This is a genomic window from Ensifer adhaerens (assembly GCF_028993555.1).
Classification (GTDB): Bacteria; Pseudomonadota; Alphaproteobacteria; order Rhizobiales; family Rhizobiaceae; genus Ensifer; species Ensifer adhaerens_I.
Genome location: NZ_CP118611.1, coordinates 1,725,645 through 1,751,153, shown reverse-complemented (window position 1 = coordinate 1,751,153; position 25,509 = coordinate 1,725,645). Strand labels below are relative to the sequence as shown.

Genomic DNA, 25,509 nt, shown 5'->3' with positions numbered 1-25,509 from the left:
CGCCATAGGTCCACTGTCGGTCCTCGTTACTGCAGGAGTTCGGCTTTACTGCAGGAGTTCGACTTTCTTTACCAGGTCCGCGAGCGAGCGCGCCTGCATCTTTCTCATGGCACTGCCGCGATGGAGCTTGACCATGATTTCGCTGATCCGCAGTTCATAGGCGACCTGCTTGTTCATGAGCCCGTCCGTGACGAGTTTCATGACCTGGCGTTCCCGCGGCGTGAGGCTTGCCGCGCATTCGGCGACATATCTGCGCCTGCAAGCCAGCTCGCGTTGCTCTCGCCCTCGTGTGATGGCGGTGTTGACGGCCATGAGCAAATCGTTCGTGCAGAATGGCTTCAACAGGAAGTCGACCGCCCCAGCTTTCATGGCCGAGACGCTCATCGACACATCGCCATGACCGGTCATGAACACGATCGGGACCTCGGATCCCGCTGCAGATAGCCTTCTTTGAAACTCAATGCCGCTGAGACCAGGCAACCGCACATCCAGAAGAAGACAACCGGTCCTTTCCGGATCCGCACGGTGATTGAAGTCAGTCGTATCCACGAAGGCGTCAGAATCGATGCCGACCGTCTGGAAGAAGTCGACCAGTGACGCCCGCAACTGTTCATCGTCGTCGATGATGTAGACCATCTCATCGGTGGGAATTCGCACATCGGTAGTTTGATACGCCGACATCGTTTCTCCCTCCAGTTCGGGTCACCAATCCATTGGCGCGCCGATTCTACAAAATGAGGCGAGGTTGGCTATAGAACCAACGTTTGCTGTGTGCCGTCCAATCGGTCCCGCTGCAGTCGGCGCTTTGCGCGTGCGGCTGTTGTGCTGTGCTGCACGGTGCAGGTCGGGCCAAACCACCGTATAGTTTTCGGCGGTCAATTCGATCGCCTAGCCTGCTCGTAAACAGCGCAAGCGACAATGTGGGGCGTCCGTCACGTCGCAGCGTGATGCTTGGCGCGACTGCAGGCGGATTGCACTCATGACATCCACAGAGGTCAGATTGATCGCTCCGGAAGCGCAGCCGCTGTTGGACGTGTCCGAGTACTGCAAGCGAACAGGCATCTGCGAAGCAGAAGAGCGAAGGCTGCTTTTGCTCCTCGGGCGGCATGCTTCCTGCCACGAACTGCAAATGAACATCGCAAAGCGTCGATTTCGTGCGCGTTAGCCGCCAGCCGAAAGTTGTTGTGCCAAACCTTGCGGCCATCGGCGAACTGACAATTGTGGCCCGGATATCGACGCGCCCTTGTATGCGGTGCCGCACCCCGAGAGAACAGGGGTTGTCAGATCCATTTGGCCTAGAAGTTCCATGCTGGTCGATATCAGCATGCCCGGCGTGACCTGGACCAGCGATCACCGAATCCGCCGCCAATTTCTGTGACCTCGTAAGATGATGATGTTTCGCCAGTCGCGGAGCGCGTTCCACCAGCCAGACTGCGAAGGGCCTCTATCACTCCGGCAAGCCTGCCAGCCGCAATCCGTCTGCAAACCGCGCAAAGTCGTCTGGTCGGTGAATCGGCAGCCATTCTCGGAGATTTGAAACGCGCAAAGACGGATCAAGTGCCCGAACGCGCTGCATATAGCGACTTGCCTCGTCGGAACGGCCCGCAAGCGCGTGGCTCGCCGCAGCGAGCGCAACTGCCACCAGCAGGCTCGGCAGGTTTGCGAGTGCTTTTTCGGCCCAGACCAAAGCGTCGTCATAATTTCCGGAAAAGAAATGCGCGATTGCCGTTCCTGTCTGCATTCGGAACATCTCCGGATCGAGCGGGCTCAGGCGAACGGCATGGGCAAGATCCTTGATTGCGTTCTCCGCCTCACCGCGGAAGACCCGCAGCACGCCGCCCAGAAACCACGCAAGCGCGAAGTTGGGATTGAGCAGTCGAGCCCTGTCGATCAACGCGATGCCGCCATCGAGATCGTCGGCGAGGTGACCGAGTGCATGACCGCCTCTCGTCAGCGCCACGGCGTCGTCCCGGCCAAGCTCAACCGCAAGCCGCGCCAGTCGTGCGCCTTCGGCGATCTCCGCCGGGCGGTCGACCATCCATCCGTTGAGTTTTCGCCAGAAGAAGCACCAGGCGGCGCCGGCATAGGCGGAAGCAAACTCATCATCGAGGGCGATGGCCTTGTAGAAGAGCGGCAGCGCTGCTTCGAGCGCTTCCCGGGTCCCGCTGTGCAGTTTCGCCATGCCGCGAAGGTAGTAGTCGTAAGCATCCAGACTTTCGGTCGGCTTGCGCTTGGCGCGCTCGATCTCGATCCGTTCGAGTTGCGGCGAGATCGCGCCGACGACGCTTTCGGCTATGCTATCCTGCAGCTCGAAAATGTCGTCGAACGTACCTTCGAAGCGCTCCGCCCAGAGATGTGCTCCGGTCGTGGCATCGACGAGCTGGCCGGTGATGCGTACTTTTTTACCGGACTTCCGAACGCTTCCTTCCAGAACATAGCGTACGCCGAGTTCCCGTCCCACTTCGGTCGCTTCCACGGCGCGGTCCTTGTACGTGAAGCTTGAATTGCGCGCGATGACGAAGAGCCAGCGGAACCGTGACAGTGCGGTGATGATGTCCTCCACCACGCCGTCGGTGAAATATTCCTGCTCCGGATCGCCGCTCAGGTTCTGGAAGGGCAGGACAGTTATGGAGGGCTTGTCGGGCAGGGGGAGCGCAGGGGGCACCATACTTGCCTCGTCAGCACTGCCAACGACGTGGCCCGGACCTTGCGAAAGAACACCGTTTCCAACATCGACGAGACTGACCTCGCCGACGAAGCGGAAACCCTTGCGGGCGACGGTGCGCACCAAATGTTGTTCTTCGCCGTTGTCACCGATGGCCTTGCGAACGGCGTTAATGTGGCTGGTGATCGTCGATTCCGACACGATCCGGCCGCCCCAAATGGCGAGCAGCAGATCATCCTTGCCAACGACTCTGTCGCGATTCTCGACGAGATGCACCAACAGGTCGAAGACCTGCGGGCCGACGGCGACAACCTGCCCGCTCAGGGTCAATTCCCGGCGTTCCGGATCGAGCAGATAGCCTGCGAACCTGAATTGCACCTCAGCCCTCCTGGCCGACTTTCCCCGGCCGGCGATTGCCATCGGCGGATAACTATCACGCTCTCGCGTGCTTAGGGCATCTCGCCACGATCACACAATCGCTTGGACGGACAATCAAGCTATCCTCATGGGTAATTCAAGGCAGGTCCAAGGACTTCCTTGCAGCATACGGGCACTCTCAGCGCAGATCGGCAGCAATGGTGCAGTCGAGAGAAAGCAGAGTGAACCCATGAAGATCGTCGTCATCGGAGGCACCGGCCTTATCGGATCGAAACTTGTGAAGAGCCTGCGCGAGCGCGGCCACGATGTCTTTGCCGCCGCGCCGAGTACTGGCGTCAACACGATCACGCGTGAGGGCCTGGCCGCAGCGATGGATCGGACCGACGTCGTCGTCGACGTCGCCAACGCCCCAGTTTGGGACGACAAGGCTGTTCTCGAATTCTTCGAGACATCCGGGCGTAACCTACTGGCAGCGGAAGCTGCCGCCGGCGTGCGCCATCACATCGCGCTGTCGATCGTCGGCAGCGAACGGCTGCCCGAGAACGGTTATTTCCGGGCGAAGGTCGCGCAGGAAGACCTCATCAAGGCGTCTGGCATTCCCTATACCATCCTGCGGGCCACGCAGTTTTTTGAGTTCGTCGGCGGTATCGCGCAATCGGCAACGGTCGACGGAGAGGTTCGCCTGTCGCCCGCGCTGTTCCAGCCCATCGCTTCCGACGATGTCGTGGCGACGCTTACCGATATAGCACTCGCGCCGCCGCGCAACGGAACGATCGAAGTCGCCGGACCGGAGGCCATACCGCTCGACGAGGTGGTCAGGCGTTTCCTGCGGGCGACAAAGAACGATCGAAAGGTCGTCCCGGATGTTCATGCACGGTATTTCGGCGCACTCCTCGACGACCAATCGCTGACCCCCGGCAAGAACCCGCGGCTCGGTGCAATTCGGTTCGATGATTGGGTCGGTCAACAAGTCGGGCACTGAAGTCGCAAGCGCCGGCAGGGGGCAAGGAGACCGTGCTCGTGCTTCGACATGCGGCTCTGAGATCCTCTTTGCCGTGAGGTCGCTTCGCAGCCGACGAAATCCAACAGGGACTGGGACAATGGATACGCTCGAGGACAAGATTGCCACCGTCACAGGGATCGCTTCCGTCGGCGTCGCCCCGAAGCGATCCGGCAAGAGGAAGAAGGTTGGCGTGTTGCTGTGCCTCGGCGCTGTGGTGGCCGTCGCAGGCGGCTGGGCCTGGGCTCGCCCGGGTGGTGAGGCGTCGACGGATAACGCCTATGTCCGCGGCGATGTGACCTCGCTTGCGCCAAAGGTTGCCGGTTATGTCGTGGCCGTCGAGGTGAAGGACAATCAGAGTGTTCGGGCGGGCGACGTGCTTTTCCGGATCGATGACAGGGACTATCGGGCTCGCCTTGCGCAAGCGGCGGCCAATGTTGAAGCCGCCAAGGCTCGGCTGGTCAATGTCGATGCGGAGACAGAGCTTCAGCACGCCCTTATTCGTCAGGCCGAAGCCCAGAAGCGATCGGCCGTCGCCGAGATGAATCTGGCTGCCAAGGCGTATGAACGTCGCCGCGAACTGATCCGCAGCAACACCATCAGCCAGGCGCATGTCGACGAAAGCGATGCGGCGCGATCGAGAACGGAGGCAAGCGTATCTGCGGCGTCTGCGACGATCGAGGCGCAGAAGCAGCGCATCGCCGTCCTCGCGGCGCAGCGTGAAGCCGCCGTCGCGGCCGTGGCACAGGCAGAAGCAGCGCGCGATCTTTCTCAGATCGATCTGGAGAGCACGATCGTTCGCGCCCCGGTCGATGGCGTTATCGGCAACCGTCAGGTTCGCGTTGGCCGGTTCGTTGCGCCGGGTGCCTCCCTGCTCGATATCGTTCCGGTCGACGACGTGTGGGTCGTTGCCAATTTCAAGGAAACGCAACTCGAACACATCCAGCCGGGTCAACGTGTCCGCATCACCATCGACAGCTACCCGGACCAGAAGCTTGAAGGCACGGTTGACAGCTTCGCTCCCGGCAGCGGCTCCGCCTTCAGCCTGCTGCCGTCAGACAATGCAACCGGAAACTTCGTTCGTGTCGTCCAGCGGGTGCCGGTCAAGATCCGATTTGCGAGTAATCCATTGACGGGGCGCCTCGTGCCCGGTCTGTCCGCACGGGTCGACGTGGATCTCGGGAGCGGGTCATGACGACGCACGTGGCCACGACCAGCAGCCGCGAGACGTCGGCGTCAGGCGCGCTACTTATCATCGGTATCGTGGTGGCGGCACTGACGGAGGCGATTGCCAGTACCGTTCTATCGCTCGGACGCGGTGATATCACCGGCGACATTTATGCCACCCCGGACGAGTTCGCCTGGCTCGACGTCGGCTACACTGCCTTCAAGTTCATCGGTTTCATGGTTGCGGCCCCGATGCTTAGCCGCGTCCGACCGCTGAGCCTCATTATCGCCTCGACGCTCATCATGGGACTTGCGTCCGGCATTGCGTCGATGACGACATCGCTGGACCTGCTGATTGCCCTCAGGGTCGTGCAAGGTCTCGCCGGCGGTATCCTCCTCGTTGCAGGGCAGGCCACCATCTTCTTTGCCTATCCGAAAGCGCATCAGCCAGTCCTACAGGCGTTGTTTGCCATGGGGGCCGTGGTCGCGCCTGCGACGATCGCTCCGGCGCTGCAGGGGTGGTTGCTGGACAGCCAGTCCTGGGCGTGGATCTTCTACTGTAACGTCATCCTGTCCCTGGCCGCCGCCGGGCTTTTGTTGATGGTCGATGATCCGGCGCCCACCACAACGCGGCCACGTCCGTTTGATTGGATCGGCTTCACACTTGTCTCGGTCGCGCTTTTCTGCGCCACCTATGTCTTCAGCCAGGGAAGCCGCTGGGACTGGTTCGAAGAGCCGCGCATCCTTTGGCTCTCCGTGTTGGGCGTTGCCTCGCTGCTCCTGTTCCTGGGGCAGCAGGCGCTCGGCAAGGGCAATGGCCTCCTCGATTTTTCCCTGTTCAAATCAGAGGATTTCGCCTTCGCCTTCATCGTCAGTTTCGTCGCTGGTGCCGCACTGTTCGGAAGCGCATTCCTGATCCCGTCCTTTGCCGTATCCGTGCTGGCGTTCACGCCAACCGAAGCGGGCCTGCTTCTCCTGCCGAGCGGCGCGCTCTTTGTCGGGGCATTGCTCTTTGCCGCCTTTCTCATGCAGGTCCGTCGTATTGCTCCATTCGCAACCGTACCTTTCGGCATCCTCTTGATCATGATTGCGATGTGGATGCTGTCCGGGTCGACCAGTGAAAGCGGGGCGGACGACATGATGGCCGCGATCCTTTTGCGTGGCCTTGGCCTCGGCTTCCTGTTTCTGTCGATCACGCTGATTGCTTTCAGCAATCTCAACAGCCGAAACCTCGCGTCCGGGATCGGGCTTTTCAACACCGGGCGCCAGCTCGGTGGCCTTGTCGGCGTCGCTGGGCTCCAGACCCTGATCGACCATAACGTTGCTGCAAATGGCGCCGTCCTCGGCTCCAGTATCAATGCCGGAGGTCAGGCCGTCATCGAACGCCTGACCAGCACCACCGCGATGCTTGCGGCGAGGGGGATGGATGCTGTTCCCGCCAGCCGGGCCGCGATAGCACTTCTCGGCCGCGCCGTTACCGGTCAGTCTGTCGTGATCGCATTCGACACCGCATTCAACGCCGTAGCGCTTCTGTTTGTCGTCGCAGCGCCCATCCTGGTGGCGATCAAGATCGGATTTGCCCGGCGGGCGAAAGCGCGCCGCGCGCGTTAGTGCAAGAATGGATGGCATGCGTGGCAAGCGGCGACCGTTGCGCCCATGGGCTGCCCTAAACCCAGGTATAGCTCGACCCTCAACACCGCTCCCACTTAGACTCCACCACATAACCGTGGGTGACACGTCTCGATCAGGCAAACAGGAGGGTATCATGTCCCAGGCCGAAGCAAGATCTCATACGATTGACCAGCAAGATACAAACACGACCTTGGACGCCTTGCACCGCAGTCGGTCGGCGCGCGACGAACTGGTGCCGTCGCGTTACGCGGTGCGGGTCGGTGACATCGAGGTGCTGGTGATCAGCGACGGGGTTCTGCCACTGCCAACCGCGATGTTGGGACACAATGCGGAGGCGGGTGATCGGGCAGCTTGGCTCGGCGACATGTTCCTGCCGCCGGATACTCTCGACTGGGCTCTCAACGTGGTCGTGGTGCGAAGCGGCGCCCAAACCATACTTATCGACGCAGGGCTTGGCTTGGACCCGGACTTGAATCTGCCGCGGGCGGGTCAACTGATCCGGCGGCTGGAGGCCGCGGGCATCGATCTTGGGTCCGTGACCGACGTGGTTCTTACCCACATGCACATGGACCACGTCGGCGGACTGCTCGTTGACGGCGTGAAGGAGCAGCTGCGTCCGGATTTGCGGATCCATGTGGCAGCCGCCGAGATCAAATTCTGGGAATCTCCCGATTTTTCCCACGCGGTCATGCCGCAGGGATTCCCGGACGCGCTCCGCGCGACTGCGAAGCGGTTCGCGAACGAGTACCGCAATCATCTGCGGCCGTTCGACGAGGAGTGCGAGGTTGCTCCGGGTGTGGTCGCCCAACGAACTGGCGGTCATACCCCGGGGCACTGCGTGGTCCGTGTGGCCTCTGGCAACGACCGGCTGATGTTTGCCGGCGACGCCTTGTTCGCGGTCGCGTTCGACCATCCCGACTGGTACAACGGCTTCGAACACGACCCCGAGGAGGCCGCCCGCGTTCGGGTGCGTCTCTTGACGGAGCTTGCGGCGACCGGATCGTCGCTGGTGGCCACTCACCTGCCGTTTCCGTCCGTCGGCCACGTGGCGGTCGATGGCGACCACTTCCGGTGGGTCCCGGTCTTCTGGGATTACTGACAGTTGGTCTTGCCGACCGATGGGCTCACAAGAGCCAACGGTTTGCCTGGTCTTCCGGGCGCCAAGCTTCCGCGGAAAGCCGGAGTTCCGGCTTATCAGGCCGCACTATTGGCAACGAGGGCGGCCACGCCCTCGTCTCTCCCGAGAGCATTGAAGGCGATGCAAACGTTGGTATATCTTTTGGGCGAATACAATCGTGATACGCTGGCGAAACTAAGCTGAGAACACGCCGCTCCGCTCATTTTCCTTAATGCCTGCTTGCACGTACCAGACGACCCACGACACGGCCCCGTTTCAGAAAAGATCGCCACGGATGTCCGGATCTCGAGCGAAGATTGTCGCGATAATCGATGATGACCGCAGCCTGCGGTTGGCGTTGCAGGACCTTTTGGAAGCCGTGGGGATAGTCGGCGAAGTCTACGAGTCGGCTGAAGATTTCATTTCGCAGGAAGGTTTCAGGACGGCCGACTGTATCCTGACTGACCTGCGCATGCCTGGGATGTCCGGACTAGAGCTTCTTAGAACGCTCAGGACGCAAGGGCACGAACAGCCCGTACTGATCATGACATCCTACGCAGATGCCGACGCCGAGGAGGCTGCGTTGAAGGGCGGGGCATCGGAGTTTCTGAGCAAGCCATTGAACAGCAACAGGCTGATCAGTTCCATCCGGCAGCTGTAGCGAGATCCTGGACGGCGAGACTGTGTCCGCCGGGGAACAATGATCTGCAATCCTTCTTGGGGCTCGTATCCGACGCTCGCGTCGTTGTCGTCATATTTGCTCGGACGAAAGAGCTCGCATGGTTTCGCCGGAGACTGGAAATGGACCAGCAAACTCAACTGCTTCCTGCGCTCGTCTGCATGCTTGGCCTTGCCGGAATTGTCGTCTGGCACCTGCAGGGAAGGGCGCGTCCAACGGCGCGGCTGGTGGTGCAGATCGCGTTCTTTGCGGCGATGACTGTTGTGCTCGCCTACAGTCGCATGAATCCGTTTCGCTTCGATCCGACATATCTCAACGACACGCAGACGCTGTTCGTGGCGGCAAAAACGCTCTGGTGGGTTCATCTCTCCTGGGCCGTGATCGGCTTCGTTCGGCTTTACCTTGTTCTCGATGGCCGCCCGCGAGAAGCGCGTTTGATCCAGGACCTGGTCGTTGCCGTCGTCTACCTCGGCGTACTGCTTTCCATCCTGGCTTTCGTATTCGGGGTGCCGATCGGCGGCTTGCTGGCGACTTCGGGCATCATTGCGATCATTCTCGGTCTCGCATTGCAGAGCACGTTGAGTGATGTCTTCTCGGGAATAGCGCTGACCCTCGGTCGCCCCTACGTCCTTGGTGATTGGATCTGTCTGAGCGATGGAACCGAAGGTCGGGTGGTTTCAAGCAACTGGCGTTCGACGCATCTCCTCACCGCAGCCCACAATCTCGTCGTCCTGCCGAACAGCGTTCTGGCAAAGGTGGGGCTGACCAATGTCAGCCAGCCGGACGAGAACCATCAGATCGTTGTCTCTGTGCGTGTGGCTCCGACCCGGATGCCGCGGATCATCGTCGAGGTGATGAACACCGTTCTCGACAGTTGCAATGCCATCGTGAGGCAGCCGCCGCCGACTGTCGGAGTTGTGGGGATCGACGCGAGCGCCATCACCGTGGAACTCCAGTTCCGGGTCACCAGCCCGGCCCAGCGTGGCCCGGCACGCAACGAGGTTATCGACCTGGTCTACCGGCATTGCAGGGCAAATGGATTGCAATTGGCGATGCCTCCGGAGAGCCCGCTGGCGCTGGACGCCACGAGGCCCGATCCACGTCACTTCGGCGCGCCGGCACAGGACCTGATCGGCGCGGTCCCGATCTTCTCGAACCTGAGCCAGGAAGAACGCGACGCGCTTGCCCTCTCGGCTACGCTACGCAACTTTCCGGCTGGAGCCGAAATTGTCGCAGAAGGCCGGGCTCTGGCCAGCTTGATGATCATCAAGAATGGTGTGGTCGCGATGAAGAGCGGCGAGAATGAGATTGCTCGCCTGGCTCCCGGCGACTTCTTCGGCGAAGATGGTCTGCTCGCCGGTATGAAGGAGAAGCATGGCCTCCATGCTGCCACCCGTCTCGCCGTCTATGAGCTCGGTCAGGCAGCAATTGCGCCACTCTTGTTCAAGCGCCCCGAAATTGCCGAGGATCTGGCGGCGCACCTCGCACAGCGGGAGGCGATCGGCGCAAGGCCGGAATTGCCTGCGAACCAGCGTGAGCGGCGCAGGCTGGATCTGCTCCACGCAATCCGATCCATCTTTCGAAGCCAACGAGAGAGCGCGAAAAGCTGAAGCGGCTACGTGGGGTTCTGAAGCGAAGACGCAATCTCTCTAGAGACAACATCGCCGTTGCTGCAAACCTACGTATATCTGTTTCTTCCCCGAGGCTGGCCATACGATCCCACACGTTGCAATTAACGTGAATTGAGGAGAAATCCATGCGAAGATTAGCGAGTGGCCTGCTGCTTGCGACGCTGATCACAGGACCGGCGGCGGCCTCCGACGAGCCCTACAATGCCAAGGTCACAGTGGTGTTCGATCACGCACTTCCGAATGTGCCCGGCAAGAGTATGCGCGGCGTTCTGGTCGAATACGGCCCGGGTGGCCATAACCCGTCACACACGCACCCCAAGAGCGCGTTTATCTACGCGACGGTGATCGAGGGCAGCATCAAGAGCCAGATCAACGACGGTCCTGTCAAAGTCTACAAGACCGGTGAGAACTGGATCGAAGTCCCGGGTGATCATCACCGCGTAAGCGCGAACGCCAGCGACAGCGAGCCGGCGAAGATCCTGGCCGTTTTCGTTCTCGACACCACCGAAACGAAGATGGTGTTACCCGCGAAGTAAAGCCCTTCTTCACAACCAGTTGCGGTGATCCATCGCCGAGCTTGCAAGGAGTACAGCAATGAAAATCGTCATTATCGGCGGCACCGGCCGCATCGGGTCAAAGGTTGCAGAGCGCCTCAGAAGTAAGGGTCACGACGTTGTGCAGTCGGCGCCGTCCACGGGCGTCGATACGCTCACGGGCGAAGGATTGGCCGATGTGCTCGCCGGCGCCCAGGTGGTGCTCGACGTCAGCAACTCGCCCTCCTTCGAACCGAGCGCCGTTCTCTCGTTCTTCGAACGGTCGACCTCGAACCTGCTCAAGGCGGAACTGGCGGCCGGTGTCGGCCACCACGTTGCGCTCTCCATCGTCGGTATCGAACGGTCGCCCGACAATGGCTATTTCCGTGCGAAAGTCGCACAGGAAGACCTGATCAAAAGGGGCGGCGTTCCCTACACCATTGTGAGGTCGACGCAGTTCCTGGAGTTCCTCGGCGGCATTGCCGATGAGGCAATGGTCGACAATACGGCCCGTGTCTCGTCGGGCGCGTTCCAGCCCATCGCAGCAGACGACGTCGCGACTTTTGTTGCAGAAGCGACGATCGGCAAACCTGAGAGCCAAACGATCGAGATCGCCGGTCCTGAAAAGAAGCCCATGAGCGATTTCATTTCAGAGTATCTAGCAGCTGTCGGCGATAGCAGTAAGGTTGTTGCCGACCCCGACGCCAAGTACTTCGGCTCGCGCGTCGACGATCAGTCGCTGGTTCCCCTTGGACCCGCCAAGCTGGGTAAACTGGACTTCAGGACCTGGAATGCTCAACAATCTCAGGCCGCCGCATGAGGTCTTTCGGTCGGGGGGCGATGCGTCGCGTATCGGCCCCCGATGCCTCTATTCCGGTGCGATCATCCGGCCCTTGGCGCGCGAAAACGGAGCATCCGATGTAGAGCGCCGCATGCGCCCTCTCGGGACATCTCGGCACAAGACTAGTGGCATTCGCGATCGAACAGGGCTTTTTTCTCGAGGATCTCCTGCCGAAGGTTAGGGCTAAACCAAGGTCTATCATCCACATCCTCCTCGATCATGGTACGTTTGGCAGCTAGCGACCACGGAACCGGCCGGGAGACCGAGCCATGGCCAATGTTTCAATCGACCCCATCGCGTCCCGCGATCCGATTTCACTCGTGGTGTGTGCAACAGCCTGTCAGGTGATCGGCGGCCTCGTTCCCCAAATGTCGCCCTTCGTTGTTGCCGGACTGATTGACGGTCTCGCATTGTCCGAGCGCGACGCCGGCGTCGTAGCCTCTGCCGAGCTTCTGGCGTTGGCCGCCACCGCGACTTTGATCGCGCCCATCTTGCCGCGCGTGTCCTACCGCCGCGCTGGTCTGTTCGCGGTCTTGCTAACCTTGGCGGCCCAGGCTGCATCAATCACTGCCGATGGATGGGCCATGCTTGTCCTGCTCCGGGCGCTGGCAGGCATCGGGGAAGGTGCGCTCTATGCCATGTCGCTCAGCATCGTCGCCTCTCATAGCCGCAATCCGGAAAAGATCTTTGGCTACTTCCAGCTTGTCTGGGCGATTGGCAGCGTGGCGCTGTTCAGCGTCGGCGGTGAAGTAGCTGCAGCCTATGCGCATAGAGGCGTTTTCGCTCTCATCGCGGGCCTGACGCTGACATTTTCACCACTTCTGTTTCTCCTCCCGAATCTTCGAGCCTTGAGGCAGGCTGAGACCCGGGCGATGCCGTCCGTCCCACTGCTCGGAAGCATACTGTTTGCCGCGATCGTTCTTTACGTGGCAGTCTCTGCCGGCCTCTTTGCGTTCAGCGGCCCAATGGGCGAGCGTATCGGTCTGGACACGGCCGCGGTGGGGTACATCCTCACGGTGTCCACTGTCGTGGGCCTTGCCGGGGCGGGCGCGGCCACTGCACTTAATGTCCGCTGGGGACGAGCAATCCCGATCTCCGTGTTCTGCCTTGGCTACGTGCTCGTCGCACTCGCCCTTTGCCTTTGGAAAGATCCGGTGGCGTACAGCGTCGCAATCATTGTCTCGGCCGTCCTATACTACTTTTCGCTTCCGTATCTGTTCGGTTTGGCGGCGGCGCTGGACCACAGCGGGCGTTGGGCGGCCGCAGCCGGGTCTGCGTACCTGCTCGGATTTGCAGCTGGGCCGATCTTTGCAGGGGTAGTTATTGCCGCTTCGGGATACGCAAGCCTCGCAGGGGTGTGTGTCGCCATGACGGTAGCCGCATGGGCGCTCGCCATGTTCGTCGTCGGTCGAGCGTTTGCAGCACGAGGCCTGGTCGGTAGGCTTGGCCGTTCGGCGACATAGCGCCCCGGAACCTCAGGCGACGGGCAGAGTGAACGCGACCGTCGCGCCGAAAGCGTCGTTGTTGGTGACCCAGAGACGGCCGCCATGGGCTTCAACGATCGATCGGCAGATCGGAAGCCCCATTCCCATGCCGTTGCTCTTGGTCGTGAAGAATGGTTCGAACACGCGCTCGGGATCCTTGAAACCGCTTCCGACGTCCTCGACGGAGATCCGGATGGTACCGGGGCGCTCACAGTTGGACATGATCTTCAGCGAACGCAGAGGGTTCGTCGCGTCCATGGCCTGGATGCCGTTGCGGATGAGGTTTACCAGAACCTGCTGGACCTGCACCCGATCGAGCGAAACCTTCGGAAGACGCGGGTCGAGGTTCATGTCGATGCGGGTCGTCGTTGCCGCTATTTCGTCCGACATGAGGTCAAGCACCTCGTGGACGAGGCGGTTTACATCTTCGACCGTCCGCGCCTGCGGCTGGTGTTTGAAGAGTGCGCGGATGCGACTGATAACTTCGGCTGCTGCCACAATATCCTGGGTAATGCGCTCTGCCGCAAGCTTCCCTCGCTCGATGTTTGGCGGATCGGCCGAAAGCCAGCGCAGGCATGCGTCGGTATCCGTGGCGATTGCTGCCAGCGGCTGGTTGACTTCGTGTGCGATCGAGGCGGAAAGCTGCGACAGGTTCGCCGCCTGCGTTGCCTGAGCGAGTTTCTCGGCGGATCGGCGCAAGGCGGCCGTTGTCTGCACCTGGTCTTCTATATCGTGGCAAAGCCCGAACCATTGGACGATATTGCCATCCTGGTCTCGCATCGGCTCCGCGCGACCGGACATCCAGCGGTACATGCCATCCGCACGAAGTAACCGATATCTCATCGAAAATCGTTCCCCAGTCGCAAGGCAACGGGTTAGCTCGGCAAAAACGGCGTCAGCGTCATCGGGATGAAAGATCGTGTCCATGACGGACGCAACGTCACTCACGTTTGAAAGATCAAGGCCCAGGTAGTCTGCCATGCGTTTGTTGACCAGCGTCGTGGTGCCGTCAGGTGTCAATCGCCATAGATTGCTCGGAACCATGTCGACCAGCAGGGACAACTCGAGCGACCGTGCGCGCAAGCTCTCCTCGGCCCTCTTTTGGTGTTCGATGTCGATGGTCTGACCATGCCATCCAGCGACGTGGCCGCGTGGGTCCCTTGTGGGTCTCCCCGAAGCACGAAACCAGCGAAACTCGCCGTCCACCCCACGCAGGCGATGGGCATTGTCGAATGGTTGACCCGCCTCCATGCTCTCCCGCCAGCTTGCAGCTACATAGCGCTGATCATCTCTATGGACACGCTCGAGCCATGCGCCGTGGTCACACAGGCCGACGCCGAAGTAGGCGTCCATGCTCCGATTGCGATAGATGAATCGGCCCGCCGGATCCATTGACCAAACGTGGCCAGGTATATTCTCGAGGAGATCAAGCGCGAGCGCGGCGGTATTACGGGTGTTTTCGTGAAAAGGGGCGCATTTCGTCAGTCCATCGTCGTTGGACATCTGTCGCTCCGCTGAAGACGACGGTCAAAAAATAGGACGTCACGCCGAAGCTCGGCGGTGGACCGACTGCCTTGGTGAATGAACGGCTGCATTATATCGCGAAGGACTCCGTTTTCAATCTGACCCCGGCGGACTGGGCGCGGCCCCTTTGTCGGCCGGTGCATAAACGGATGTATAGCTGCCGGATTGGGTGCACTTCCGCCACGATAGCAAACGACCACCTCGAAGGTGTCCGTCGACAGCGCCAGGCAGAAGGTTGAAGCACCATGACCCAGCGGTTCAATTACTCCCAGCTTTCGCCCGGCATGGTCAAAGCCATGATGGCGCTCGGCAACGAGATCAGGAACGGCTCGATCGAGGAGACCATACTGATCCTTGTCGACATGCGGGCATCCCAGATGAACGGATGTGCGTTCTGCATCGATATGCATGCGAAGGAAGCGATCATCAACGGCGAGCGCCCGCTGCGGCTCTTCCACATCGCGGCCTGGCGTGAAGCCCCGTTGTTCTCTCCGCGCGAGCGGGCCGCGCTCGCCTGGACAGAGGCGCTGACCAAGCTCCCGGACGGCGGTGTTCCCGACGAAATCTATGAAAGGGTGAGGAGCGAACTGTCCGAGAAGGAGATTTCCGATCTCACATTCCGGATCATGGCGATCAATGCCTGGAACCGCATGAGTATCGCTGCCCGCACCGTTCCCGGTTCCGCCGACAAGGCCTACGGGCTGGACAAGGCCGGTCTCTAGATGGACTTCTGTCGGGCCATGGCGGGCCTCCTCATGCTTGTCTGCCTTGTCTGTTGTGCCACGCAGAATGCCAAAGTTACAACGCTTCCGGTTACCGCATCACCGGCGCTGCAAAGCGCGCAGACCGTTCGATCGCAACGAAGCTCCGCAGCCTCCAACCTCCTCTACGTTACGGACCGATCCCCCGTAAGCGCTTCCGGCAGTAAATTGTCCTACGGTGCCGAGCGAGCCATCTTCTTGAGCTTCGGATCGGTATCGTTGACCTCAACGCGCAACTCAACCACCAGCAAAGGTGACCTTCGTGTCGGCGCGGTTTCCGAGGTCGGGCGGTTTCCGGCAACACCTTACGGTGTTGTTGCGACCGCGAACGGGCTTCGCCGCACACCGGAGGCAGTCGCGGCCCATGAACAGGCTGTTTCATCGCTGCAGACAGAAGTCGCCCGTCGTCTCGCAGGAGCCAGACGTAAGGAAGTCGTGGTCTTTGTTCACGGATACAACAACAGCTTCGACGACGCCGCGCTCGCCACAGGAGAAATCTGCAGATCGCTGCAAAACGAATTTGTCTGCATTGTCCTGACATGGCCTGCCGGAGGTTCTGGCGGCTCGTTCTTTGGCTACAACATCGACCGCGAGTCGAGCGAATTTGCCGTTGCAGACTTCAAGAAAGCCATTCGCATCATCGCCGAAACCAAGGGTGTCGAACGGGTTCACCTCTTGGCGCATAGCCGCGGAACCGATGTGCTCGCGAGTGTGATCCAACAACTCGCCATCGAAGCCTACGTCAGCCGATCCTCGCTTTGGCAGCGCTACAAGATCGCGAATGCGGTGTTTTTCGCTCCCGATATTGATCTCGATGTGGCTTCATCCAAGTTGTTCGCCTGGGTATCGGACCCAGATCTTGCCTTCGGCAGCAAATCAACTCCAAGCGCATTGCCGTCTCAAGGCGCTATGCACCTCACGGTCTATTCGTCGCCCAGGGACGAAGCGTTGAAGGCATCAACGCTGATCTCTGGCAGCGCCTTGCGGCTCGGTCAGCTTGCTGTCGGCAGGATTCCCAAGGACAGGAGCGAGGCGGCGTCCAAATGGGCTGGTTCCCATATGGGAGGGCTGGTCGATTTTATCGAGTTTTCGGGTCGCGGCGGCTTTACCGGCCACAGCTACTTCCTGTCCGACCCAACTGTTAAGGCAGACTTGGTCGCGCTCATCCGCGACAGGGCGAAAGCCGGCGATCCCCGCCGCCAGCTTGTCGAAATCAAGCGCCCTTTCTGGCTAATATCGGATGTCCAGCAGGCGTCGCGCTGATTGTCCCAAGGCTTCCCTCAAAGCCTGCGGCTCCCTCAACACCCAGTCCTATGGACTCCCACCCCCGGCTAGATTGTTGAGGACACGCGCGACATTGCGTCGAAGTCCGGCCCGTCTGTTTAAGCGCCAACCGCTGAGATTGCAGGGTTTTCACTGCGGAGCGGCAAGCGTGTGCACGCTCAACACCCAAGAACGTCGAGATCCGGAGCGGCAAGAGTATGCCGTGGCATGCTTGATCAGGTCAGTATTTGGGATGCGATGATGAATTCGACTGCGTCGCCAAATGTCACGAGCTTGCCGAATGACTCATCCGTGATGAATATATCGAACTCCTCCTCGATCATCGTCGACAGTTGAGAAATCGCCGGCGAGTCCGCTCCTAAATCATCGGCAAACGAGGCGTCTTCCAGAACCTCCGATGCTTTGACACCCAGAACTTCGACGACGATGCTTCTCAAACGGCAGGCGACATCGGCTCTTGTGGTTTCCATAGGCCTCCTCCCGCAGCCAGATCATAGCACCAAAGAGCCTGATGGTCGGCTTTGCTATCGGTGCTAGCCTTCAGTCTTGATCCGAAAGCCATAGAGAGCCACGTCCGTACTCGGAGCGCTTCCGCATCGTTTGGCGAGGACTAGAGATCAAGCCTTCTTTTTTCTTTCACCCCAGCCAAGTCTGTCATTGCAGCCAAGACGCCTGTGCATCCTCATCGTGAGCAAGGAATTGCGCCAGAGCCGAAAGCAATGCCTCCGCACTGTAGCGATCCAGCAAGACTTCGATGGTTTCGCCTGTCGAAGATGTGATTTCGAAAGTGCCCATTAGTGGGTCACTCGACAATACACTGACGGGGCTGCCCTGGAACTCGGCGTTCATAGTGATCCCGGTGTCCTTCATAGCCTTCCCTCCTACATTATATGAGGGAATTATAATATATGTGGGATCGAACTGAAGGGGATTCTGGGCAGGCGTATCGCGTTTGACCGTGCCGAAGCGCAAAGGCCGGTTGCTTACGCTTGTCTGCGGCATGATGTGGCGATCACACGTTGCGTTCCGGATGTGCAATGAGCTCATCGGTATTTGCCAAAAGTCGCCGCACGGCGTTGCGGGCCGCGTTCGGACGTCCGAGGCGAATGCTTTTCTCGATGTCCGCGTGGAGCTTCAGCGCGTGGACGGAGCTGCTGTCCTCACGTGTCACCAGCTGGAAAAGGTGGTTGAGCGCAGACTCGATCAATGCCCCGAGCGGGATCAGGAGATCGTTCCCGGACGCCCGCAGGATTGCAAGATGGAAGTGCGTGTCAGCCTGTATGCGGCTCTGCAGCGTTGTCGCCTGTTGCATGTCTTCCAGTGCGGCGCGGATTTCGGCCATCTGCTCTTCGCTCCGGCGGGCGGCTGCAAGCGCCGTCGCCTCCGGCTCCAGGATGTAGCGAAATTCCTGCACGGTCTTGAGGAACTGAAGACGGTCCGGTGAGAGCGCATACCAGCTCAGAACGTCGCGATCGAGCAGGTTCCAACGCTCCTTCGGCTCCACCCAGCTGCCGACTTTCGGACGCGAGGCGAGCAATCCCTTGGCCATCAATATCTTGATCGCCTCTCTCACCGCAGTGCGACTGACCTTGAAGATTTCCGTCCATTGAGTCTCGTTCGGCAGGATCGTGCCCGGCGGATAATCGCCACGCACGATCTTGAGGCCGATGTCATCGGCAAGCGACATGTGCACGCTGGGTCCCGACATACGTGGCGCATCAAGCCGCCGGCTCGCGCGCACCGCCTCCGCCGTAGTCGATCCGGGGGAGACTTTTCCTGATTGCCGTTCAGCCATTGTCGTCAATTTCTTGCATCTGTGCCACTCACCCCGGGCATTGCATCACCCGAGGTCAACGTATTTTCGCCAGCTGTGCTGCGGCTTAAAGCCCAGCATCGCGTGGGCTTTGCGGTTAGATAGAAGCGTCTCGTATTCGCCGAGCTGACCCTTGACCGGAACGCCATGGTAGAACCGGTCGATCAGTTCACGGGTCGGAATGTCGGAGGACGTGTCGTCGCTTGCAGCGTTGAAGACCTGAAACCCGAGACCATCCGTCTCCACGGCGTGAAGCGTGATCTGGCCTAGGTCGCGCGCGTCGACATAGCTCCAGGCGATGCGCTTGCGGAAGCCCGGATCGGCAAACCAACCGGGGAAAAGGCGGTATTCGTCCGGTTCGATGACATTGCCGATGCGCAAGGCATAAATGTCGGCACCGCTTCTGAGTGCAAAGGCGCGAGCGGTCTTTTCGTTGACGACTTTGGAGAGCGCGTAGCTATCCATCGGGTCGACATCGTAGTCCTCATCGAGCGGAAAATAGTGCGGGTTTCGCGGCTCGTTGGCAAAGACGAGGCCATAGGTCGTCTCACTCGATGCGATGACGATCTTGCGGATGCCAAGCTTAACCGCAGCCTCAATGACATTGTAGGTGCCCATCGCATTGACGCGGAAGAGCTCGTTGTCCGGCGCGATCAGGATGCGCGGGATCGCGGCGAAGTGGACGACGGCGTCTATCGGCTGCGGCGCAAGCGACGCGTCGAATTCGTGCAGGCCGGTATAGCTCGACAGTGCGTTGAAGACCTGGCCGCTGTCAGTGATGTCGGTGATCAGCGTACGCACCTTCGCATTGTCGAGAGGTCTCGTGTCGAGGTTGAGCACCTGGTGGCCGTGTTCGACGAGGTACTGCACGACATGACGGCCGGCCTTGCCACTGCCGCCGGTGAAGATGATCCGCTTGGTCATTATGCTCTCCATGTCCTGCAAGATGGGACTGATCCCTGTCGATGATAGTTCGCGTAAGGGATCTTCCAAGTGGCATCGTTGCAGCTTGCCGCGGCCAGCCGGAAAGAGGGCCGTTAAGCCCGGTTGTCACGGATATGGCATAGGCCGGGGCGCTCTTCATCGGACGCCCCGGCCGCTGTTTTCATTTCTGGATGCAGGTGTCCGCCGTGTCCTTGGTGCATTCGTCGAGCCCCGTGAATACGGGGTCGTCCACTGGTTTGCCGGCGATCAGGTCCAGCATGACCGATGGTGCCTTGTAGCCCATTTCAAATGGGCGCTGGCCGACGAGCGCGGTGACGAGACCTTCCTTGGCGATTGCCACTTCGTCGCCAATCGTATCGGCTGCGCCGATGACGAACTCATTCTTGGCGATCTTGTCGGCCATCGGCTTGAACAGGTCGCGATAGGGTTGCGGCGCGCCGAAGAGCGGCCAGCCGCCCATGATGCCGAAGGCATCGAGGTCGGGATTGGCGGCGAGGATATCCGTCATCGCCTGCACGCCCTTGGCGCCGTCGTCATTGGTAAAGACCGGGCAGCCCGCGACTTCCGTCCAGCCGCCTTCACCCTTCAGTTCGGCCAGTCCTTCCTTCCCGGTCAGCACGTCGCGCATGCCCTGGGCGCGCCTGAGGATGTTGTCGGCACCCGGGTTGCCCTCGATCGTGCAGATTTTGCCGCCGTTCGGCTTGGCCTTCTTGATGTAGTCGGCGATCCGCGCCCCCATCGTGTAGTTGTCTGTGCCCAGATATGTCTTGCGCAGGCCCGCGTCCTCCTTGGCGAGGTCGGCGTCGAGCGTCATGACCGGAATTGTCGGATTGGCGGTCTTCAGTGTCTGCGCGATCAGCTTGGCATTGGATGGCGAAATGGCGATCGCAGCCGTGCTGGTCTTTCCGAGCATGTCCTGGACGATCTGCGCCTCACCGGCTTCATCGGAGGTCGACGCCGGTCCGGTGTAGAAGCACTCATATTCAGAGCTTGTGTTTTCCTTGTTCCACTTCTGGCATCCCTGGTTGATTGCCTCGAAGAACGGATTATCGAGGCCTTTGACGACAATGACGAGCTGCTTCTTCGTCTGGGCGCCGGCGGAGCCGGTGGCCAGCGCGAGTGCCGCAACTGCAAGCACCAATGCTTTCCTCATTCTATCCTCCCGTTGAAACAAGCGGACACCCTCTGTCCGCGGCACAAATCAACCCGGATACCAGACGATGCGAGGATCGTTCTGCGGACGCTCGTATTGCCAGGCCTGGTCGATAAGCTTTTCGAGATCGTATTCGGGCTGCCAGTCCAGCAGGTATCTCGCCTTGCTGTTGTCCAGCCAGTTCGAGTGAAAATCACTTGGAACATCAACGGACGGTAAGCCACGCGTGCGCCTGAGGTAGCTGGCAACCTCGCCATAGTCGACCGGACGGTCCATGGCGATGTTGAAGCGCTGGCGTTCTGCGCGCGGATTGTCGATCGCACTGAGCACCGCCGACACGAGGTCGCTGACGTGAACGAAGTTGCGCTTGAGCGGTCTTCCGTCGGCATCGCGCAGCAATGGCACAGTTCCGGTCTCGGCGTGACGCTTGGCGTCCTCGGGCGTGAAGAACGTTTTCCAGTCGGGGCCACCAAACACATCGTCGCCGAAGGAAAGCGAGTGCTTGAAGTCGTCCTTTTCCATGATCCACGGCGCCCGAAGGCAACAGACGTTCAACCCGTATTGGATCGCGTACTGCTCGACGATCACCTCCTCGAGCACTTTGGAAAGCGCGTAGCAGCCGGGATAGGCGCGGTGCGGCGTGGCCTCCGTGATTGGTCCGTCATGAGGATAGAAGAAATGGCCGACTGCGGCGTCGCCGCCGATCAGGATGAACTGCCGGGCCGTGGGGCTCGCTCTGAAGGCTTCGAGCAGCCAGTAAAGGCCCTTGACGGTGACATCGATGACGTCGGCCGGTGTCTCCTTGCACGTCGCGAGGTGCACGACGTGGGTTACGCCGGCGATTGCGCCTTCTGCGACCGTGCGATCGGCGATGGAGCCACGGATGATTTCAAGTCTCTCGGTCGGATCGAGCACGCGGTTGTGGCAGAGCGCGCGGATGCGCGCCTCTGAAAAACGTGGCCGGCCAAGCAGCGTTGTTATGAGGTGCCGCCCGACCTTGCCCGTTGCCCCGGTGACAAGGATAAGCATGCTTATCTCCCAGTGATAGCTAGTATATGATCTCTTTGTCCGACAATGTCCATTTGTCATACAAAACAGGTTTATCCTGTGAGGGCTGATTGACGCATTCATGACGATTTGCGTAAATAAGCGGTCGCTTGCCTGCGAGGAGGCGGATAAGCGGCGGCGCGCCTCACGGAGTGGCACGTCTTGGCGAGTCTGAAAGGCTGGTCGTGCTGCTAGAGCTCAGCAATATTTCCAAGCACTTCGGGGCCATCCAGGCCGTGAGCGACATTTCGCTGTCGCTGGAAGCGGGCCAGGTTGTCGGTCTGATGGGCGACAACGGCGCCGGCAAATCGACGCTTGTCAAAATGATCGCAGGCAATTTCCGTCCGAGCAACGGAATCATGCGCCTTAACGGCAGCGATATCGTCCTGCATCGCCCCATCGAGGCACGGCAATTCGGCATCGAGATCGTTCACCAGGATCTGGCCCTTTGTGACAACCTTTCCGCGGCCGCGAACGTCTTCCTCGGCCGCGAACTGAGCCGCGGTATCGGCCCCTTGCGTGTGCTAGATTACAAGGCAATGTACCGCCGCGCCGGAGAGATCTTCAAGGAACTGCGCTCGGAGACCAGGCCACGCGACCTCGTACGGCAGATGTCGGGTGGCCAACGGCAAGCGGTTGCGATTGCGCGCACGATGATCTCGCAGGCGAAGATCGTCTTGATGGACGAGCCGACAGCGGCAATTTCCGTGCGCCAGGTGGCCGAAGTGCTGCATCTGATCCGGCAACTGCGTGATCGCGGCATCCTTGTCGTGCTCATCAGCCATCGTATGCCCGACGTCTTCGATGTCGCCGATCGCGTCGTCGTCATGCGCCGGGGCCGCAAGGTGGCGGACAAACCGATTACTCAGACCTCGCCGGAGGAGGTGACGGGGCTTATTACTGGTGCGATCGAGGGTGGATGAGGGGCAAGCGAACTCAATCTTCTGCACCGGGAAATGGGAGGAACGATGGCAACGACGCTGGACCAGACGATTGCCCGCAGGCAGCGCACGATCGGAGGAACGATCCTGGGTAGCCAGACCTTCTGGGTTCTGGTCGCTGTCATCCTTGCCTGCATTTTTCTGTCCTTCACAACTGACAGCTTCGCGACGGCGAAGAACCTCTACAACATCACCCGCAACGTCACCTTCGTCGCGATCATCGCACTCGGCATGACGCTCGTTATCATCACCGGCGGGATCGACCTCTCGGTGGGCTCGGTACTCTGCTTGTGCAGCATGGTTCTCGCGGTGACGATGCACGCGGGCTTCGGCATCGAGACGGGGATTGTCGCCGCGGTTGCGACTGCATTGGTTATCGGCGCGTTCAATGGCATCCTCATTGCCTATGTCGGCTTTCCGCCCTTCGTCGTGACCCTCGGCATGCTCTCGATTGCCCGAAGCCTCGCGATGGTCGCGTCCAACAATACGGTGGTCTTCGAGTTTGGCCCGGACCACGACAAGCTCTTGGCGCTCGGCGGTGGATCCGTCTTCGGTATCGCCAACCCGGTGATCTACATGATCGTGCTGGCACTGCTCACCGGCTTCGTGCTGCGCTGGACGCGGATTGGCCGCTACATTTACGCCATCGGCGGCAACGAGCACGCGGCCATTGCCACGGGTCTCCCCGTGCGGCCAATCAAGGTCTGTGTCTACATGATCTCGGCGCTCTCGGCCGGCATCGCCGGCATCATCCAGACTGGCTGGCTCGGTGCCGTGACGACCAACATCGGCGCCGGCATGGAACTGCAGGTGATCGCCGCGGCCGTGATCGGGGGGGCCAACCTCGCCGGCGGCGTCGGCACTGCCTTCGGTGCGCTCGTCGGCGCAGCGCTGATCGAGGTGATCCGGAACAGCCTTGGGCTTCTCGGCATCAACGCCTTCTGGCAGGGAACGTTCATCGGCAGCGCGACGGTTCTTGCAGTTCTTTTCGATCGTATCCGCAATTTCCGCCAGAGCGAGTGAGGCACCCGCCGAACCGCAACTTCGAGTTCCGTCCGCTGCGCGGCGTCGATCTCAAGATCGGCTAGGCGTTGCCCGGAACAAGGAGGAACTGGCTGCCGCCAGGGATGGCATCATCAATGTTGCTCCGTCCCCGGCAAGGCTAGACGGTTGAGAGGGTTCTTCAGCGAGATCATTGGCTTATGACCAACACCCAGACGAAGCCGGAGGCCATCTGTTAAGTGTGAATGGCCCTGGCGGCGTCGCGGAATGAAACGAGTCTCTGGCGTCCGTCATCCCACAGCACGAGCCTAACGCAGCGCAAGCTTTCCCAAAACGTGATGCGGCCAATATCCGCGAGCTGAGGGTGGTCGCGCAGAACTTCGGGCAATCTGTAGTAAGGGATCCTGCTCGACAGGTGATGCACGTGGTGAATGCCGATATTGCCGGTCAGCCATCTCAGTACCAGCGGCAGGTCATAGTGGGATGCACCGTGGAGGGCTGCCCGGGGAAATTGCCAATCCTCGCCGGCCGACCAGTGAGTCTCCTCGAACTGATGTTGCACATAGAAGAGCCAGATGCCGGCGGCGCCCGCCAGGAGCACGATCGGCAGGTGGATCAGGAGGAAAGGCACGAGCCCAATCGCCCAAACCATCAATGCGGCGCACATCAGAATCGCGGCGTTCGTGGTCATGGTTGAGACCCAGGGCAGTGCACCTACCTTCATCATCCCGAAAGGCACACGCTGCTTAAGGAGAAAGACCCAGGCAGGGCCGATGCCGAACATCACAAGCGGGTGCCGGTACAGGCGATAGCCCAGGCGTTTCATGCGTGAGAGTGCAAGATATTCCGAGATCGTGAGCGTGGTGATGTCACCGGTACCCCGTTCGTCCAGATTACCCGCTGAGGCGTGATGCGCGGCGTGCGCCCGGCGCCAATAATCGTAAGGCGTCAATGTAAGCACTCCGATGGCGCGACCCGTCCAATCGTCGAGGCCGCGACGCGCGAAGAACGAACCGTGGCCGCAATCGTGCTGGATCATGAAAAGGCGTAGGAGGAAGGCTGCAGCCGGAATGATTGCGATCAGCCCGTACCAGAACCCATGCGTGAGGGAAAAATAGGCGGTGGCCCAGAAGCCGGCGAACGGCACGACCGTGACAAGAAGCTCCAAGGCGCTGCGCCCAATACGGGGCTGACGGTACTTCGCGAGGATCTTCAACCACGCTCTGGCATCATGTTCTACAGGTGATGCCGGTGGGTAGACATGTGTGTTCATCAAAACTGGTCCGTGTTTCCTCGCCCGCAAATGATCTGCCAGGCTTATGGCTTGCGCCGGAGTTCAAGTGCAATGGTTGGGAGTGTTCAGGCCGATGAGCCCTGTGCGTTGCGTAACGGGGATCGCGTTCGGCCTCGTCGGTCAAGATTTCGGGATGGATGCGCTATCGGGGGCAAAGTGAATGTCGTGGACGGTGTCATGGATTGGCAGCAGTTTTGGCGCTGCGTGTCGAGATGATCGTATCCTACAACGTGGGTGCACAACGCAATAGCGTTGAGCGCAATTGTCTCCTGCCAGAGGCGGCGTTCGCAACGATCGCAAATCAGGGATGGCCACGCAGCACGCACGAGTCGGTGCTATCAGGTAGCCGAAAGGCTGAAAACGGAGTTTCCCGGTAATGAGCGCGCCGCGCTGTCTGAAGCTGTCGACCGCTCGCCATCGATAAGTCGATGTCCCTTGGCGCTATCAGCTATGGCAGAGGCGGGATGTCAGCCGCCTCTGCTCTCTATTTCTGATTCTTGCCGAGGCTGAGCCCGTTGTCGGCGAACTTGTCTTGAGTGCCCTGAACGGCGGCGACGGTGCCACGGACTTGTTCTTTTTCGGCTTTCGAACGTCGCGATGGCTTCTTACCTGGCCTTT

The 25,509-nt window shown here is 60.3% G+C and carries 23 protein-coding genes; 13 read left to right on the top strand and 10 right to left on the bottom strand.

Translation table 11 applies throughout. The features are described 5' to 3' along the window. Window positions 1–45 precede the first annotated feature (45 nt). Together PWG15_RS28090 and PWG15_RS28080 are read right to left on the bottom strand one after the other, a co-directional pair. Entirely contained in the window at window positions 46–681 is a 636-nt protein-coding gene (locus tag PWG15_RS28090; RefSeq protein ID WP_275024789.1) for a response regulator transcription factor, read from the bottom strand. 766 nt (window positions 682–1,447) lie between these two features. Further along, window positions 1,448–3,043: a winged helix-turn-helix domain-containing tetratricopeptide repeat protein gene (locus tag PWG15_RS28080; protein ID WP_275024787.1), complete on the bottom strand. Its 1,596-nt coding sequence runs from the start codon at window positions 3,041–3,043 to the stop codon at window positions 1,448–1,450. A gap of 229 nt (window positions 3,044–3,272) precedes the next feature. Here PWG15_RS28080 and PWG15_RS28075 point away from each other — a divergent pair, with 229 nt between their 5' ends. The 9 genes from PWG15_RS28075 to PWG15_RS28035 all read left to right on the top strand — a co-directional run bounded on the left by PWG15_RS28075 (window position 3,273) and on the right by PWG15_RS28035 (window position 13,106). Continuing rightward, a complete protein-coding gene (locus PWG15_RS28075; protein WP_275024786.1) occupies window positions 3,273–4,025 on the top strand; it encodes an SDR family oxidoreductase in 753 nt (250 codons plus the stop codon). A gap of 118 nt (window positions 4,026–4,143) precedes the next feature. Beyond that, window positions 4,144–5,238 carry an HlyD family secretion protein gene (locus PWG15_RS28070; RefSeq protein ID WP_275024785.1) on the top strand — a complete coding sequence of 365 codons (1,095 nt, stop codon included), beginning with the start codon at window positions 4,144–4,146 and terminating at the stop codon, window positions 5,236–5,238. Then, window positions 5,235–6,821, top strand: a complete 1,587-nt coding sequence (locus PWG15_RS28065; protein ID WP_275024784.1) for a DHA2 family efflux MFS transporter permease subunit — start codon at window positions 5,235–5,237, stop codon at window positions 6,819–6,821. Before PWG15_RS28070 ends, PWG15_RS28065 begins: the two co-directional genes overlap by 4 nt. 154 nt (window positions 6,822–6,975) lie before the next feature. Then, window positions 6,976–7,941 carry an MBL fold metallo-hydrolase gene (locus tag PWG15_RS28060; RefSeq protein WP_275024783.1) on the top strand — a complete coding sequence of 322 codons (966 nt, stop codon included), beginning with the start codon at window positions 6,976–6,978 and terminating at the stop codon, window positions 7,939–7,941. 313 nt (window positions 7,942–8,254) lie between these two features. Next, a complete protein-coding gene (locus PWG15_RS28055) occupies window positions 8,255–8,620 on the top strand; it encodes a response regulator transcription factor (protein ID WP_275024782.1) in 366 nt (121 codons plus the stop codon). A 140-nt stretch (window positions 8,621–8,760) separates the two neighbouring features. Next, complete coding sequence (locus PWG15_RS28050) at window positions 8,761–10,248, top strand: mechanosensitive ion channel family protein (RefSeq protein ID WP_275024781.1); 1,488 nt, start codon at window positions 8,761–8,763, stop codon at window positions 10,246–10,248. Window positions 10,249–10,394: 146 nt separating this feature from the next. Next, window positions 10,395–10,805 (top strand): cupin domain-containing protein, encoded by a 411-nt coding sequence (locus PWG15_RS28045; RefSeq protein WP_275024780.1) that lies wholly within the window; start codon window positions 10,395–10,397, stop codon window positions 10,803–10,805. A gap of 58 nt (window positions 10,806–10,863) precedes the next feature. Then, the gene (locus PWG15_RS28040) at window positions 10,864–11,622 is read left to right on the top strand and encodes an SDR family oxidoreductase (protein WP_275024779.1); all 759 of its coding nucleotides are present in this window, start codon (window positions 10,864–10,866) and stop codon (window positions 11,620–11,622) included. 290 nt (window positions 11,623–11,912) lie between these two features. After that, window positions 11,913–13,106, top strand: a complete 1,194-nt coding sequence (locus PWG15_RS28035) for an MFS transporter (protein ID WP_275024778.1) — start codon at window positions 11,913–11,915, stop codon at window positions 13,104–13,106. Between the two features lie 12 nt (window positions 13,107–13,118). On the opposite strand, the gene PWG15_RS28030 is transcribed toward PWG15_RS28035, so the two are convergent. Next, on the bottom strand, window positions 13,119–14,630 hold the full coding sequence (locus PWG15_RS28030) for a PAS domain-containing sensor histidine kinase (RefSeq protein WP_275024777.1): 1,512 nt from the start codon (window positions 14,628–14,630) through the stop codon (window positions 13,119–13,121). A gap of 266 nt (window positions 14,631–14,896) precedes the next feature. Between PWG15_RS28030 and PWG15_RS28025 the strand changes: the two genes are divergently transcribed. Next, entirely contained in the window at window positions 14,897–15,373 is a 477-nt protein-coding gene (locus PWG15_RS28025; protein ID WP_275024776.1) for a carboxymuconolactone decarboxylase family protein, read from the top strand. Next, window positions 15,374–16,675, top strand: a complete 1,302-nt coding sequence (locus tag PWG15_RS28020) for an alpha/beta hydrolase (RefSeq protein WP_342457058.1) — start codon at window positions 15,374–15,376, stop codon at window positions 16,673–16,675. Between the two features lie 236 nt (window positions 16,676–16,911). Here the strand turns inward: PWG15_RS28020 and PWG15_RS28015 are convergent, their stop codons facing one another. The 6 genes from PWG15_RS28015 to PWG15_RS27990 all read right to left on the bottom strand — a co-directional run bounded on the left by PWG15_RS28015 (window position 16,912) and on the right by PWG15_RS27990 (window position 21,636). Continuing rightward, window positions 16,912–17,166, bottom strand: a complete 255-nt coding sequence (locus PWG15_RS28015) for an acyl carrier protein (RefSeq protein ID WP_275024774.1) — start codon at window positions 17,164–17,166, stop codon at window positions 16,912–16,914. A gap of 184 nt (window positions 17,167–17,350) precedes the next feature. Beyond that, window positions 17,351–17,566 carry a hypothetical protein gene (locus PWG15_RS28010; RefSeq protein WP_275024773.1) on the bottom strand — a complete coding sequence of 72 codons (216 nt, stop codon included), beginning with the start codon at window positions 17,564–17,566 and terminating at the stop codon, window positions 17,351–17,353. Window positions 17,567–17,708: 142 nt separating this feature from the next. Beyond that, window positions 17,709–18,491, bottom strand: a complete 783-nt coding sequence (locus PWG15_RS28005; RefSeq protein WP_275024772.1) for a FadR/GntR family transcriptional regulator — start codon at window positions 18,489–18,491, stop codon at window positions 17,709–17,711. 45 nt (window positions 18,492–18,536) lie between these two features. After that, window positions 18,537–19,433 (bottom strand): NAD-dependent epimerase/dehydratase family protein, encoded by an 897-nt coding sequence (locus PWG15_RS28000; protein ID WP_275024771.1) that lies wholly within the window; start codon window positions 19,431–19,433, stop codon window positions 18,537–18,539. Between the two features lie 181 nt (window positions 19,434–19,614). Continuing rightward, a complete protein-coding gene (locus PWG15_RS27995; protein WP_275024770.1) occupies window positions 19,615–20,607 on the bottom strand; it encodes a sugar-binding protein in 993 nt (330 codons plus the stop codon). A 48-nt stretch (window positions 20,608–20,655) separates the two neighbouring features. Beyond that, window positions 20,656–21,636 (bottom strand): NAD-dependent epimerase/dehydratase family protein, encoded by a 981-nt coding sequence (locus PWG15_RS27990; RefSeq protein WP_275024769.1) that lies wholly within the window; start codon window positions 21,634–21,636, stop codon window positions 20,656–20,658. A gap of 146 nt (window positions 21,637–21,782) precedes the next feature. On the opposite strand from PWG15_RS27990, the gene PWG15_RS27985 reads away from it, so the two are divergent. Both PWG15_RS27985 and PWG15_RS27980 read left to right on the top strand, forming a co-directional pair. Next, window positions 21,783–22,577: an ATP-binding cassette domain-containing protein gene (locus tag PWG15_RS27985; RefSeq protein ID WP_275027232.1), complete on the top strand. Its 795-nt coding sequence runs from the start codon at window positions 21,783–21,785 to the stop codon at window positions 22,575–22,577. A gap of 45 nt (window positions 22,578–22,622) precedes the next feature. After that, entirely contained in the window at window positions 22,623–23,618 is a 996-nt protein-coding gene (locus tag PWG15_RS27980) for an ABC transporter permease (protein WP_275024768.1), read from the top strand. 214 nt (window positions 23,619–23,832) lie between these two features. On the opposite strand, the gene PWG15_RS27975 is transcribed toward PWG15_RS27980, so the two are convergent. Then, window positions 23,833–24,870 (bottom strand): fatty acid desaturase, encoded by a 1,038-nt coding sequence (locus PWG15_RS27975; protein ID WP_275024767.1) that lies wholly within the window; start codon window positions 24,868–24,870, stop codon window positions 23,833–23,835. Window positions 24,871–25,509: the final 639 nt, after the last annotated feature.